This is a genomic window from Microcoleus sp. S13_C5 (genome assembly GCF_036700845.1).
Lineage (GTDB): Bacteria > Cyanobacteriota > Cyanobacteriia > Cyanobacteriales > Microcoleaceae > Microcoleus.
Genome location: NZ_JAUBPR010000144.1, coordinates 1 through 14374, shown reverse-complemented (window position 1 = coordinate 14374; position 14374 = coordinate 1). Strand labels below are relative to the sequence as shown.

General features: G+C 44.0%; 16 protein-coding genes. 7 read left to right on the top strand and 9 right to left on the bottom strand.

What is annotated here, in order from left to right:
* Window positions 1–28: 28 nt before the first annotated feature.
* The 3 genes from crcB to QUA04_RS25425 form a co-directional block, all read right to left on the bottom strand.
* A complete protein-coding gene (gene crcB, locus QUA04_RS25435) occupies window positions 29–475 on the bottom strand; it encodes a fluoride efflux transporter CrcB (protein ID WP_333262413.1) in 447 nt (148 codons plus the stop codon).
* Between the two features lie 160 nt (window positions 476–635).
* Entirely contained in the window at window positions 636–1697 is a 1062-nt protein-coding gene (locus QUA04_RS25430; protein WP_333262410.1) for a hypothetical protein, read from the bottom strand.
* A 74-nt stretch (window positions 1698–1771) separates the two neighbouring features.
* The gene (locus tag QUA04_RS25425) at window positions 1772–2752 is read right to left on the bottom strand and encodes a hypothetical protein (RefSeq protein WP_333262408.1); all 981 of its coding nucleotides are present in this window, start codon (window positions 2750–2752) and stop codon (window positions 1772–1774) included.
* A gap of 482 nt (window positions 2753–3234) precedes the next feature.
* On the opposite strand from QUA04_RS25425, the gene QUA04_RS25420 reads away from it, so the two are divergent.
* Window positions 3235–3597 (top strand): hypothetical protein, encoded by a 363-nt coding sequence (locus QUA04_RS25420; RefSeq protein WP_190731986.1) that lies wholly within the window; start codon window positions 3235–3237, stop codon window positions 3595–3597.
* A 351-nt stretch (window positions 3598–3948) separates the two neighbouring features.
* Complete coding sequence (locus QUA04_RS25415; protein ID WP_333262404.1) at window positions 3949–4971, top strand: tetratricopeptide repeat protein; 1023 nt, start codon at window positions 3949–3951, stop codon at window positions 4969–4971.
* An 89-nt stretch (window positions 4972–5060) separates the two neighbouring features.
* Here QUA04_RS25415 and QUA04_RS25410 read toward each other — a convergent pair whose 3' ends face one another.
* The 3 genes from QUA04_RS25410 to QUA04_RS25400 form a co-directional block, all read right to left on the bottom strand.
* Window positions 5061–5807, bottom strand: a complete 747-nt coding sequence (locus QUA04_RS25410) for a hypothetical protein (RefSeq protein ID WP_333262401.1) — start codon at window positions 5805–5807, stop codon at window positions 5061–5063.
* 576 nt (window positions 5808–6383) lie between these two features.
* Complete coding sequence (locus tag QUA04_RS25405; protein ID WP_333262398.1) at window positions 6384–7106, bottom strand: pyridoxine 5'-phosphate synthase; 723 nt, start codon at window positions 7104–7106, stop codon at window positions 6384–6386.
* Between the two features lie 62 nt (window positions 7107–7168).
* Window positions 7169–7954, bottom strand: a complete 786-nt coding sequence (locus QUA04_RS25400; RefSeq protein ID WP_333262395.1) for a nucleotidyltransferase domain-containing protein — start codon at window positions 7952–7954, stop codon at window positions 7169–7171.
* A 98-nt stretch (window positions 7955–8052) separates the two neighbouring features.
* Here QUA04_RS25400 and QUA04_RS25395 point away from each other — a divergent pair, with 98 nt between their 5' ends.
* The 4 genes from QUA04_RS25395 (at window position 8053) to QUA04_RS25380 (ending at window position 11929) form a co-directional block, all read left to right on the top strand.
* Entirely contained in the window at window positions 8053–8193 is a 141-nt protein-coding gene (locus QUA04_RS25395; RefSeq protein WP_333262392.1) for a hypothetical protein, read from the top strand.
* A gap of 32 nt (window positions 8194–8225) precedes the next feature.
* The gene (locus QUA04_RS25390; protein WP_333262389.1) at window positions 8226–9086 is read left to right on the top strand and encodes a Tab2/Atab2 family RNA-binding protein; all 861 of its coding nucleotides are present in this window, start codon (window positions 8226–8228) and stop codon (window positions 9084–9086) included.
* Window positions 9087–9534: 448 nt separating this feature from the next.
* A complete protein-coding gene (locus QUA04_RS25385; protein WP_333262386.1) occupies window positions 9535–10830 on the top strand; it encodes a TldD/PmbA family protein in 1296 nt (431 codons plus the stop codon).
* A 142-nt stretch (window positions 10831–10972) separates the two neighbouring features.
* Complete coding sequence (locus QUA04_RS25380) at window positions 10973–11929, top strand: GDSL-type esterase/lipase family protein (protein WP_333262383.1); 957 nt, start codon at window positions 10973–10975, stop codon at window positions 11927–11929.
* Window positions 11930–12237: 308 nt separating this feature from the next.
* Here QUA04_RS25380 and QUA04_RS30070 read toward each other — a convergent pair whose 3' ends face one another.
* The 3 genes from QUA04_RS30070 to QUA04_RS30060 all read right to left on the bottom strand — a co-directional run bounded on the left by QUA04_RS30070 (window position 12238) and on the right by QUA04_RS30060 (window position 13382).
* Window positions 12238–12642 (bottom strand): ISAs1 family transposase, encoded by a 405-nt coding sequence (locus QUA04_RS30070; RefSeq protein ID WP_445242370.1) that lies wholly within the window; start codon window positions 12640–12642, stop codon window positions 12238–12240.
* A complete protein-coding gene (locus QUA04_RS30065; protein ID WP_445242369.1) occupies window positions 12632–12853 on the bottom strand; it encodes a hypothetical protein in 222 nt (73 codons plus the stop codon). Before QUA04_RS30065 ends, QUA04_RS30070 begins: the two co-directional genes overlap by 11 nt.
* Window positions 12854–12977: 124 nt before the next feature.
* The gene (locus QUA04_RS30060) at window positions 12978–13382 is read right to left on the bottom strand and encodes an ISAs1 family transposase (RefSeq protein ID WP_445242368.1); all 405 of its coding nucleotides are present in this window, start codon (window positions 13380–13382) and stop codon (window positions 12978–12980) included.
* Between the two features lie 228 nt (window positions 13383–13610).
* Between QUA04_RS30060 and QUA04_RS30055 the strand changes: the two genes are divergently transcribed.
* Window positions 13611–13847 carry an ISAs1 family transposase gene (locus QUA04_RS30055; protein ID WP_445242367.1) on the top strand — a complete coding sequence of 79 codons (237 nt, stop codon included), beginning with the start codon at window positions 13611–13613 and terminating at the stop codon, window positions 13845–13847.
* The last annotated feature ends 527 nt before the right edge of the window (window positions 13848–14374 follow it).

Genomic DNA, 14374 nt, shown 5'->3' with positions numbered 1-14374 from the left:
TTCTTTGAACACAACTTGATATTTTTTATTATATCATATTAGTTGTTTGTGTAATTAATTTTGTTTGACTACTTATAATCACTGCGATCAATCCTAGAATCGCGCTCCCTGCCCAATAAAAGGCTGTCGCACCCTTTTGTCCGCTGCGCCCAAGAGTCAGAGTATCAAAGCCATAGGTTGAAAATGTGGTGTAAGAACCCAAAAATCCCGTCCTAATCAGTAAATCTAATTCCTTGGGATAGTCTGTAATTCCTTTAGAAAGCGTGAAAAAGAAACCCATCGCTAAACATCCAGTCAAATTAATGACAAATGTTCCAATGGGAAACTTTGTCCCAAACTTAGCTTTTGTCCATTCCGTTAAGAAAAAACGACAAAGAGCTCCTGGAACTGCACCAACTGCGATCGCTAACGGTATAGTCAAACCTTCCATTAGTTTTTTATTTTTTTTATAAAAGATTAACTTATCAGAACCCAATTACAGATTCATACTATATGACTATACCGCAATCAAAATGAAAAAGCAAGATTTCCTTCAATTTTTTTTGGCTTATTTGATAAATCCCCAACCCTTGCCAGAAATTACCCTGACGTAGCCAAAGCCATATACGTTTTAAAATGAGAACTGCTGCTCCGATCTAACCCACGATCGCCGCATGAGAAATGACAACAATATTAAGAACAACGAATGATCCAGCCAGGATTGGAACTGCAATGCGACGCATTAAATACCATGAGGAATTTTCCTTATCTGATTCACTTAGAAATCGAGTGTAGACCAGCAGACTTGCTGATATGAAGATGTAAATGATGGCGATGATGTGGATGAAATCAATCAGGGTGACAGAATTGGTACTACCCAAATCAGATGTCGCTGCTTGCATATTCGCTATAACTGCAAACAAAGTTCCCACAATGAGGCCCATTCTAGCGCCAAAATATTCATCCAGCAGCAATGCCATTATGGAGAGTGCAACAGCCGCATAAACTCCAATCACAAGTTTAAAGAAGCTCACTTTACTCTCGCGGTTGATTGTAATTGAAATAACTAAGCGCGAGCGGTAATTTATTTCTCTTTTTATTCCCGGACTACCAAAGCTTGTTCTATAAGGGAAATTCTCTTGAGCAATCTTAAAATCTATAATTTTCCAACCTTCCAGCTTCATCTGCTTCTGATAGCCTGTGCCAGCAAAATCTGGGGCGTGAACGAAGGTGGAAGCATCTAACTGTGTTTCCTCAAGAGTAATTTTCAATACATGGCGATCGAATGGATAATTTTTTGTGTCCCAGTTGTAATATAGACTTGTGCTAATCTCCTCTTCCGACAAGAATACGTTTTTACTTGCTTTAAATGTATCCGACAAATTTTCGCTTCGGGAAAAACTGCTGTAATTCTTTTTAACTTCGTTGCTATTTACAACCTTGAGGCTTTCTAAAGGTTTTGGAGTCTCAAAAGGACAAACGCTCCAGACCCAGAAGTTTGCAGAAAACGACTTCTCTGCTGGCTTGAAATCTCGCAATGATGTCAAGTAAACTCCAATTTGACAAATTTTTGGAGATGTAACAGCCTCCGCCTGAACTGGTAAAGTTTGAGACAGCCAGCAACTAAAAACGGCGAGCAGCAAGCAACCAATTAGGGGTAGTCCCTTGACAACTCCTCTAACGGCAGGATGATGCAGTTTAGAAATATATCCACTCACTCATCAACTCCCTTACTAAGTAGCCTCCGATCTTACCAGCTAACAATGCTTGCAGAAAGTTGATTAATTGTCTGTCAACCCACGATCGCCGCATGAAAAATGATAACAATATTAAGAACAACGAATGATCCACCCAGGATCGGAACAGCAAAGCGGCGCATTAAATACCGTGAATCCTTGTCTGATTCACTTAGAAATCGAGTGTAGACCAACAGACTTGCTGATATGAAGATGTAAATGATGGCGATAATGTGGATGAAATCAATCAGGGTGACGGAATTGGAACTACCCAAATCTGATGTCGCTGCTTGCATATTTACTATAACTGCAAACAAATTACCCACAAAGATGCCCATTCGATCGCCAAAATCTTCATCCAGCAGCAATGCCATTATGGAGAGTGCAACAGCCGCATAAACTCCAATCGCAAGTTTAAAGAAGCTCACTTTACTCTCGCGGTTGATTGTAATTGAAATCACTAAGCGCGAGCGGTAATTTATTTCTCTTTTTATTCCCGGACTACCAAAGCTTGTTCTATAAGGGAAATTCTCTTGAGCAATCTTAAAATCTATAATTTTCCAACCTTCCAAGTCCATATCTTTCTGATAGCCTGTGCCAGCAAAATCTGGGGCGTGAAGGAAGGTGGAAGCATCTAACTGTGTTTCCTCAAGAGTAATTTTCAATACATGGCGATCGAATGGATAATTTTTTGTGTCCCAGTTGTAATAGAGACTTGTGCTAATCTCCTCTTCAGACCAGAATACGTTTTTACTGGCCTTAAATGTATCCGACAGATTTTCGCTTCGAGAAAAACTGCTGTAATTCTTGTTAACTTCGTTGCTATTTACAACCTTGAGGCTTTCTAAAGGTTTTGGAGTCTCAAAAGGACAAACGCTCCAAACCCAGAAGTTTGCAGAAAACGACTTATCTGCTGGCTTGAAATCTCGCAAGGATGTCAAGTAAACTCCAATTTGACAAGTTTTTGGAGATGTAACAGCCTCCGCCTGAACTGGTAAAGTTTGAGACAGCCAGCAGCTAAAAACCGCGATCAGCAAGCAACCAATTAGGGGTACTCCCTGGACAACAGCTCTAACCGCAGGATGATGCAGTTTAGAAATATATCCCCTCACTCATCAACTCCCTTGCTAAGCAACCACTGATTTTACCACCTAAGGATGCTTGCAGAAAGTTCATTAATAGTCTACCCACCTACGATCGCCACATAGGAGAGCGCTGAGAGTGTCAAGTACCACCTTCAGAAATCCTTTACTATATCAACGTTTCTCTGGGCCTCGGTGGGCAAAAATGCGCTCATTCGCTGCTGCCAGTAACTCTTCTAGGACTTCGCTGCTCTAGTTAAGTTAAAAAAATTATATTTTAGTATCTGCCTTTAGATACATTTTTGCTCTTTCTTTAGGTATACTTTGTTAAAAGAGTTGCGGTAGAGCCTGCGTCAGCTACGCTAGGGCAGAGCCTGGTAGCGGCTACTGTTTTTACTCTGAGTAGTGCTTTAAAAACATAAAAGCCAGTGCCAAGCATGAATCATTTAGAACTCGAACAAGAAATTGGGAAGATGGCTAGAGCGATGATGACTCGCAATAGCTTAATTGGTAAGGATTTGATTGCGGATCTCCGAGGGCGGCTGTCTGTTGACAGTGTAGCTGCTTTGATGATTGTCAGTATTGAGCGTTTGATTTGGTATGACTGCGAGTCCGTGATCTGGAGTTTGAGTTATTTGATTCCTGCTGACGTGATGGAAGAAATTCGCCGGATTACTGCGCTGGTTGTTTGCCAGCGGTTGATGGGCAAGGGTTTTCTGCTGGGGAAAGATTTTAGTATTGATGCCACAGGCCAGTTGCTGTTGAGTGAGAATGCTAAGACAGCGGTTGTGGTTGCTTGAATTGGGCAAGCAGAAGTAGGAGCTATTAGCACTAGGAGATTTGCAGTTAGACTTGGGGCGCCCTAGGACTCTTTGTGTAACTGCAAACCTAATTCGGGATACGGTAAGAGTTGCGTGATTGGCGCAGAGTTAAGATTCGCAGCCGCTCTAAAAAACGATGAGTGCGGTTAGCGAAAAGAGCTTTTTACCAGAGGAAAATAGTTAGTTTCGACTGCAAATTGTTGAGGTTGTTACTGGTTGTGTGTACGGGCGATCGCTCTGTATAAAATTTTTCAGATTTTTAGTGGAATTACAGTTTTACTCCCCGTATGGTTTCATGTAGAATCATCCCTAAGATAGATACAAAATATTATGAACTTAATTCAAAACTTGGAAGCGGCTTGGTATTACCATCTGGGTTCGCGCCACCTCGAAGCTAACGATGATCATGGTGCTCTGGCGAACTTTAACAGAGCATTGAAATTGCAATCAGATCATTATAAGGCTTGGTTCGGCCGAGGTATGGCTCTGGGGAAATTAGAACGGCACTTAGAGGCGCTGAAGAGTTTTGATGAGGCCTTGGCGGTGGAGCCGAATGCGAGCTTTGGCTGGCACAACCGGGCTATTGCTTTAGGAAAGTTGGGCCGCTGGTTGGAGGCTCTCAACAGTTTTGACCGGGCTCTGGAGTTCAGTCCGTGCGCGGCGAGTATTTGGCACAACCGGGGACTGACGCTGATCGATATGGGGCTTTACGAGAAGGCGGTTCTGAGTTTTGATCGCTCTTTAAATTTGTACCCGGAGGCTGCTTGGGCGTGGTACAACCGAGGTAATGCCTTGTTGGAACTCAAGCTTTACTATCAGGCGCTTAACAGTTTTGACCGGGCGATCGAGTTTAAGCCTGACGACGCGAAGGCTTGGTACAATCGCGGTCTAGCTGCGAACTCTCTGGGACTTTATAAACAAGCAGTGGCTAGTTTTAGCCGATCGATCGCTCTACAACCGGGCAGAGCCGATGCTGTGGGCGAAAGGAGAGTTGCTTTGGAGAAATTAATAGGTTTAAATCAGAGAAATGCCAAGTTCACTCCCACATCTGAGCGTCCCTTTGAAGATTATTTGATTTGGTACAACCGGGGTGTGGAATTGGCGCGAAAAGGCTGCTACTCTGAGGCGATTGCTTGCTACGAAACAGTCTTAGAAATAAATCCTGATTTTGCTAACGCTTTTTACAATAAAGCTTGCTGTTATGCGCTACTGGGATTTGCTGATTTGGCCCTTGACAATTTGCAACGGGCTGTTGAGTTTATCCCTAATTTATACCGAGAGCTAGCTTTAGCTGACTCGGATTTAAGCTGCATTTGGAAACAAGAACGTTTTGAAGCGCTGATCCAAGGTTGATGTTACGCAAAAAACAGCTCGCCCAATTGGCGAGCTGTTTTTTTGGGCGGCGCAAATTCGATCGCCCGACAGTCTTTGTGCAATCTTTGCTATTGCACAGAAACTCGGATTGAGGACTTGACCGGCCTCTTGGCAACTACGATTACCCGGTAAGTTCCGGATTCCGGTAGTTGAGCAAAAGTTTGACCTTCGCCTTGATCCAGGAGTGCTCCCGACGGAGATTGGATCGCCAGATCTAGATTTTTGTTGCTAGATCTCGCCCTAATTGTCTGTCCCTGCTTGCCTTGAAGCGTGATGGGCTGGATTTGGTAGCCGGACATTTTGAGTTTGACTGTAGCTTGTGTTTCCTTGAATGCTATGGGAATTGCGCGATCGGGCCGATAAGTCCACTTGGCGCTAAAGTCGCGTCCGAGTACGAAGCTGCTGGTTTCACCCTTCGGGGTAACTCGCACGCGGTAGATACCGGACTCTGGCAACTGGCCCATCCACTGATTGTCTGATTTTTCAATAACCCCCATATTTTCACCATTGGGACTGTACAGTTCGGCTGTCAGTTGTCCCGCCCACAGGGAGAGAGTGAGCTCTCGCCCTTTGATGCCTTCAAAAATATAGGTGGTGGGTTGGTTGATGGTTTCTCGGATTTCGGAGGTTGACATTCGCTTGATCGGTTCGAGGTTGGGAACTGATTCAGAGGTAACGGGTTTGTTAAGGGTTTCTGTAATTTCCGAGGCAGCCATCAGCTCGCTCGGTGCAATTTTGGGGGCTACTGGGCTGGCAAATACTGATTTTGCCGTCATCATGAGTAGCATTCCAGTCAGTAAAATTAGTTTTTTCATGTCGCACTTCCGAGGGGGGGTAAGGAATTGTATATGGTTACTTGTGTTTGCCTGTTTTCACCGGATTAAATCTGGCGATCGCACAGAGGCTACAGGAGCATATAGGATACACGTAAATATCCCGTACTTGCACAAAACCTGCTGGTAGCAAATTGGCAGTGCGGGAGCTAAGTAGTAGCCTCAGTTTGTCGGGACATTTTAATGATACTCCTTACACATAATATCATCACAGAATATTAGTAATTTAGTCTAGGAAAATTAAAGCTTTTTCCGAGGATCTTGCTAAAGAAATGCCCACCCCCAAAAAACGCGGTGGCTGGGATTCTGGCTCTGCCTTGCTACTATAAAACGGCTAGCACCCCCACGGGGTGAGAGCCCCTAGTGTTACTTCATTTTTAACGATCGCCTAATTATCTAGGGCGCTGCGAACCCCACCTTACCATATTTGTAGCGTGTCAAACCATTTTTTGCGTAAGTTTTGATACGGTATGTTTGTAGGGCGGATTGAGTTATTATCTCGGATAAAAACGAGTTTATTACTACCAAATCCGCCCTTCCACACGAGGTTAATTTGTACTACGAAGCTGCCAGGATTTGCAGATAAGCTCTTACTGTTTTGGACAACCCCATTTCTAGCGCTTCCGCAATTAAAGCATGACCAATAGATACTTCTAGTATCTCAGGAATCGAGCAAAATTTAGCTAAGTTTTGCAAATTTAAATCATGTCCAGCATTCACCCCTAAACCTGCTGATTGAGCGGCTTGAGCTGCTAAGACATATTGTTGAAAAACAGATTCTACTCTACCTTCGCGAAAAGCAGTTGCGTAGGGTTCCGTATACAGTTCTACTCTGTCTGCTCCAACTTCTTTTGCTAGTGGCATGAGATCAGCATCTGCGTCCATAAACAAGCTGACTCTGATGCCGTTGTCTTTTAATTTTTCAATGATTGGTAAGAGCCGATCGCGATTTTCGGGAATATTCCAACCGCTATCGGATGTTAGCACGTCTGGAGCGTCCGGCACTAAGGTACACTGAGCCGGTTTTACGTCGCAAACTATATCCATAAATGGCGGCTGAAACGGATTTCCTTCTATGTTGAACTCAACGGTCAGCATTTTAGCTAATTCGTAAACATCGGCAGCTTTGATATGCCTTTCGTCGGGGCGGGGATGGACTGTAACGCCATGAGCTCCGGCAGCAATTACTGTTTTTGCGGCTTCCGTAACGCTGGGGATGCCGATGTTTCGAGAGTTTCTGAGGAGGGCAATTCTGTTGATGTTGACGCTGAGTTTTGTCATGGGATGTTAATCTTTAAGGTAGATGCTACTATATTAATCGCTTTCGGTACGAAATATTGAGCCTATTGGTGTACTGCTAGGGCATTGTCCGAGGAAAAATTAGCTTGTGCAAGCGGTAAAGTTTCTGCAAAAAAAGCCTCAGCTATTTGCTGTTTTACTGCCAAATCTTCAAGGTTGGCAATGCAGAAAAGCGGTGCGACGCGATCGACTATTTCGGGGGGGAAATCTCGGGTAAAATATTTTAGTTCAAAGTCGTATCTGTGGGGACGGTAAATCATGCCCAACAGTTCGACTAAGGGTAGAAGCGTCCAATTGTGATAGTTGCCGATCGCATCTACTAAATGTCCGCGATAAATCTCTTTTTTTACCAGAGGTTGCAGCAAATCAAAACGGATTTTAATTTCGTTGAATCGGGCTAGCATTTGGGAAAAATGCTTGTTTATATCTAAATGCTGCGGTACAATTAGATTAGCTTTGTCAAAGGCGATCGGGACTTGTCCGTGTCTCTCTATTTCGAGGAAATCGTTGCGGCTCCTGCGCCGAAAAACGGCGAAATCAATTAGCAAGAAGGGCGGGGTTTCTTTCATCCGCCAGAAGCACTGCGATTGACCGTGCCAAGCGGGTTCTGGAACTCTATATTTGAGTTCGATTTCGGCAATTGCTGCGAGGGCTTTTTCAACAATCTCAAATGTTTCTTCCACGCAGTTATCTTCAACCACAACCGCAATATCGAGGTCTGACCACTCGTCGGTGTATCCGTGGGCTGCTGAACCTCCTTGCCACAAAGCGAGAACAAAATCTAAAGGTTGTAAGGTAGAAACAATCTTTTCGAGAATGATTTGTCTCATGGAATCAAGCTATACTGTTTGTTTTCCCTGGCTTGCACAAGTTTAACAAACGATCGCGTGTTGAGATTGCTCCGCGACAGTTCTCCGAGGAGTTGCTAATGCTTCCGGTTGTGTACCGCTGCCAAAAATTACACGGGAAGCTGCAAGGGAAAGTGGCAATCTTTGGGAAAGTGCGATCGCCCGCGATTGAAAATCAGCCTTATATTGTCAGAATCAGAAACTTGCCCGCTGTCCGGTAACATGAGAAAGGATTAATTTTTAACAGCGCGGCATGGCTACTATTTGGGAACTCGACTTTTACAGCCGTCCAATCCTAGACGAGCGAGAGAAAAAAAAATGGGAAGTGTTGATCTGCGAAAGCCCGCTGAATGTAGGCGACAAGGCCGAGTCTCTGTTTCGCTACTCGCAATTCTGCTCCAGTTCTACCGTGAATTCCCTGTGGCTGGCGGGTGCAATTAAAGATGCGATCGCCGCAGCACCGAAACGCCCCGAAAAAATCCGCTTTTTCCGCCGTCAAATGGGGAACATGATTACTAAAGCCTGCGAGGACTTGGACATTCCCGCCGCCTGCAGCCGCCGCACCCTCGCCCTCAGCCTGTGGCTGGAAGAACGGATGCAAGAGGTTTATCCCGCCGAACCGGGCTATCAACCGGTTGTGAACCCGAGCGTTCAATTTATACCCGAAACGCCAGTTGCGCTGCCGGATGCTTTAATCGGCGAAAAATGGGCGTTTGTGAGTTTGCCGATCGCAGCTTTTGACGAAATGTCCGAGTGGGATATCGGATTTGGCGAAGCTTTCGGACTGCCGATGACACGCCTCGCCCCAGAAACGCAAATTCCGGGACTAATTATCTACTCGTCGAGAGCAGCAGCCCTGGCAGGTTGGATGTCGGGTTTGGAGTTGGCTTTTCTCAAATTTGAGAGCGGTCCACCCGCTAGGCTGGTATTAGATACGGGAGCTAACGATCGCTGGATTTTAGCTAATCTCAGAGACGCAGCAACTGAGAGAGAAGCGAAAGGATTTGAAGCCGCGAAAAACCAAGCAAAAAAAGTACATTTCTTAGCAATTCAGTCGAATCCAGAATCGGAATCTTTTGCAGGATTCTGGCTGCTGCACGAACTAACTATTTAGTCGCTCGCTTGGCAATAACTGATATCGGGCAGCATTCTCAATCAGATTTAAGCAACCGGGTTTTTTCAGGGAAAATCTCGGCTTTTAGAGCTGAACCGCAGCAAAAAAGTCGGTTTCTGACCCCAGCGAAAAACAGATACAGTGCCACGTACTCCTGTCGTGGAGATATCAAAATTTTAGATTCTAGTTCAAGTTCCCAGATTCATCTGTGGAGTAAATCTAAAACCTAAAATCTAAAAGCTAAAATCGACGCTAAGCGGTTGGCAAGATGCAAACAATCACAAATGCGTACAATCTTGCGATCGTGCATGGCACCAGTTTCCCCAAAGAATCTAAATGTATGCCCGCGATCCAAACCCATACCCAGTAAATCATTGCCAATTCTTTAATCGAAAATCGAAAATCGAAAATAGTATTACCGATCGCCCATTACCAACCACCGAGAACAATGACCAACCAGCAATCAGCAGAACAACTGTTAGAACTAGCCACCAAAGCAGGTGCAGAAGCTGCTGAGGTATTGGAATCGCAATCGCTGTCAAGGCCGGTCTTTTTTGAAGCAAACCGCCTCAAACAGCTAGAAACCGCCCAAGCAGAAGGCATTGCACTGCGGCTGTGGCGGGATGGGCGGCCGGGTTTGGCGGTGGCCTACGGGCCCGTGGAACTGCAAATTTTGGTGGACAGGGCGATCGCACTTTCGCAACTCAACGAACCGGAAACCATCGAACTCGGCACCGGTGAGAAAGTTGTTTATCCCGATCGCGGAGTGTCGGTGCCTGCCGAACAGCTAGTAAACTGGGGAAAAGAGGCGATCGCGATCGTCCGCGAAGCCTATCCCGAAAGCCTCTGCACCGCCGAACTCGACTGCGAAATCGAGAGCACCCGCTTGGTGAACACCAGAGGCTTGGATTCCAGTCACACGGACACCACCCTCAGCGGTTACTTATCAGCAGAATTAGTGCGGGGCGAAGATTTCCTCAACATTTGGGAAGGCGAAACCGAACGCGGCACCCTCGACTTAAACACCAGCGCCAGGCGGGTTTTGCAGCGTTTAGAATGGGCGAAAGATAATGTTGCTCCCGCCACTGGCCGCGTGCCGGTGCTGTTTACAGCCAAAGCCGCCGATTTGCTGTGGGGGACTGTCTGTGCGGCGTTGAACGGCAAACAGGTAATCGAAGGCGCTTCGCCTTGGAACGATCGATTAGGCCAACAAGTGACATCGCCGCTTGTCACCCTCTCCCAGCAGCCGGATATCGGGCCCTATAGCTGTCCTTTTGACGACGAAGGCACTCCCACTCGGGCGATCGTCTTTATCAACAGCGGAGTGTTGCAGCTATTTTATACCGATCGCACCACCGGTCGAGCCTTGGGCAGTGGCACCACCGGCAACGGATTTCGCCCGGGTTTGGGCAGCTATCCGACGCCGAGTTTGTTCAATGTTTTGATTAAACCAGGTTCGCTTTCGCTAATCGATTTAATCGCTCAATTAGACGACGGAATTGTAGTCGATCAAATGCTTGGCGGCAGTGCCGGAATTTCCGGCGATTTTTCAATTAACGTCGATCTCGGCTACCGAGTCAAAAAAGGTCAAATAGTCGGCAGAATCAAAGACACAATGGTAGCTGGCAACGTCTACAGCGTCCTCAAACAATTAGTAGAATTGGGAGGAGACTCAGAGTGGAACGGTTCTTGCCACACACCATCTGTAATTGTAGAAGGATTGTCCGTCATCGGCAAAAACTAAAGTCAGTTGGCAGTTGGCAGTTGGCAGTTGGCAGTTGTCCTTAATCATCAGTTAACAGTCAACCGTCCACAATTCCCTATTCCCCATTCCCCATTCCCCATTCCCCATTCCCCATTCCCCATTCCCAATCCCTACACACAATATGCGTATTTGTTTTATCGGCGATTCTTTTGTAAACGGTACTTGCGATCCAAAATGTCTCGGTTGGACAGGACGGATTTGCGCGGCCGCTTGCGGACAAGGACACGATATTACCTACTACAATTTAGGAATAAGGGGAGAAACAAGTGCCGATATAGAAACTCGCTGGTTCAGCGAAGTTTCTTGCCGCTTACCTCACTACGGCGACGGCAGAATAGTATTTTCTTTTGGCGTCAACGACACTTACCTAGAAAACGAAAAAATTCGCATTGAAGTTGAGAAATCAATTGAAAATGCGCGCTCTATTCTCACGTCAGCCAAAGAAATATTTCCAGTATTAATGGTAGGACCACCGCCAGTTATTGATGCCGATCGCACCAAGCGGATTGCCAACTTATCCGACCAGTTCTCCCAAGTTTGCAACGAGTTAAATGTGCCTTATCTAGATGTGTGCACCCCGCTGCAAAACTCGGAAATTTGGCATAAAGAACTTACCGAAAATGACGTTTCTCATCCCCGCGCTGCCGGTTACGCTGAATTGGCTAAAATAGTTCACAATTGGGACGGTTGGAAAGCGTGGTTTAAAAATATCAATATATCAGATCAAGAGACAGTAACGCTGTTCCGAGCCGTCGGCAAAAAAGAAATGGAACTGATTAAAGAAAGCGATTTTATGGCATTTCCGCCACGCTTATCCTTTCAGCCTACTTTTTATCCCGTAGTTCATAAAGCCTATGCCATACAAATCGCGCGCGATTGGAATACAAAAGATGCAGCATCGGGATATTTCGGCTATGTCACGCGCTTTCGGGTGGTGGCAGAATTCTTAAAAAAATATCCGGTTCAAAATGTGGGCAGTTCGATTCACCAAGAATATTGGATTCCGGCAGAAGAATTGGCTCAATTTAATCAAAACATTGTGGGAAAAATTGAAATTTTTGCTGAATATCAACCGTAGAATAGGAGGAAATCATGCTTTAATTCAATCGGTTTGAAGTGATAAATTTTGACTCGGCTACGGCACTCTGAACGCACATTCCGCCAGGGGGAACGCATCTTATTGAACACTGTTCATCAGTGGAGAGTATATTTTGAGATAAATTCACCCTTCTTAGAAGCTACAGACACACTTTGTAATGACTTTTGTAAGAAAATATGAACTGATTAATGGTGGTTTCTGCTTAATGCTAATTTTGACACAATAAAAATATTACAACCACTGTTTACAAGTTGTATAATAGTTATTAATGAGTTATTCGTGAGAATTTAGTTAAGTGCAACAGCGAGGATTTTAGTCAAATAGTCATCATCCCACTCGGCTCGAAGTCGCTTATTTCTTGCTTTAGTTTTTGAGGTTTTTTCTTGATCCAACAGATTGAGCGAGATGTGTCTAATAATAGCAAAGTTTTGCGGAGCATTATCTTTTCTAATCCGACAATCATCTTCGCCAAAACCCACATCTAATACCCAATGTAAAGAATTTTCAATTCCCCCATGGCTGCGGACTGATTCACCCATTTTTTGAGCATTAATTGGTAAACTACTAATGTAATAACGAGTTTCAATAGTTGTTTTTCCCTTTACTATTCTCACGGATTCTATCATACCTATACTCTGAAACTTCTCCCATCGATTGTCGGGATCGATCAGCTCTTTGATGTCACTTAACATGGTTGTGATGTCGGATTTGTGAGCGACCGTGATTATTCTCTTTATTTGTCGAATAAGCTGTATGTGTAAATCCCAAAAATCCTTGTCTAATTGCTTGTTTAAACAACTCTTCTACTCTGGCATACAGGCATGGTTGCTTCTTTTTTAAGGTGATTACATAATCTCCTTCTTGTTCGACAGTTGACTTCACAATTGACCTCGGACAGCCCATCGCATCAATGGTGACAATGCTTCCCTTTAATTATAATACTTTGAGTAAAGCCGGAATAGCTGTGATTTCTCTCTTATTTTTTATCAACCTTAACTTGTCCTAGAACTAATCTTTGACTGCTCGCCTAAGCACTGACTATACGAATTGCTTTTTGCTCTCCCCCCCACTCGTAAGAATGGCGAAGAGTTTTGCCATCAATTGCGATTACTTCTCCTGGATTGAAGCAACTAATAGATTGAATCCAACTCAAAAAACCTTTCTGAAATTGCTCCGGTTTTAGGCGAGAAAATACTCGCGCGATTGTGTCATGTGAAGGTATGCCATTCGGCAATTCTAAAATTTTATTTAACCATTCGTATTGAGCTGCGCCCGTAACTTTCGATATCCACCCATGTATCAGGATCGCAAACCACGGACAAATTGAGAGAGTGATAATATCAATTAATTTATGATGTTTCGTTCGCTCAATTCTTGGATTTTCTAAGTCGGAAAAATTGTCGATGATGGTGATTTTAGGTTTGAGTTTCATACAGGTAAACCCTAAGGAAATGTTTTGTAGTTACTCAATAATAATTCTCCAATATAGCACATTCTGTTAACATAAAGTTTAGATGCGCTCGCCCTGGGCATGAACAAGTAGAAGCTGGACATCATCGAGTGGAAAAAAGACAAGTCTGGACTGTTGATGTATCTGAGTTACCACCTCTGCATAATCAAGCATTATGAAGTGGATTAAAAACCGTTGTCATGATAGTTAGTGAACCACGGCTGTGGAAGAAAACCACGACTGAATCTCGTTTTTACGCTTAGTAGTTTAACCAGTAATGCTGAGACAATTGCTGGGGCTATCCGCAGTCATTGGGGAATTGAAAATAGCTTACATTGCACGCTTTATCTTACATTTGGTGAAGATAAAAGCCGGATTCGGAAACAGAACTCTCCCGATAATTTTGCACTTCTACGGCGCTTAGCTATAAATTTTTTGAAACAATAAAAAATTTCTAAACAAAGTCTAAAAATGAAACGATATCGAGCGGCAATGGACAATAATTATTTAGTTCACATTTTAAACTCTGCCAGTTAACACTCGAAATCTAATACTAATATCTTTAAAAAATTATCCTGCTTTAAGAAGTGCAGAAAATTTTAACGTTCAGGTTTGATCTGCTCAATTGGGGTTAAGATTAAGGATTTTAAGAAGTTTTTTTAGTTATTTAGGAATGCACAAGTTTACGTTTTTGTCAAATTAATTTAGATGCCTTTACCCTTGTATATTCAGAAGCTCTGTTAGAACTTTAGTACCCTTTTTGTGGTCATGACTATAATTCGCTTCCCAACTAAAAGTGACTATTTATAGTGAACAATGAAACTAGCTTAAATGTCAAGGCTGACAAGGACTTGATTGGCATTTTGACATATTTATTCAATTGATTTTACTGATTTAACGGTTCTCCAGAACTTACGGTGATATTTTTATCTAATTAGAGAAGCAAGCTAATACCCGTTCTCGAAAATTATCAA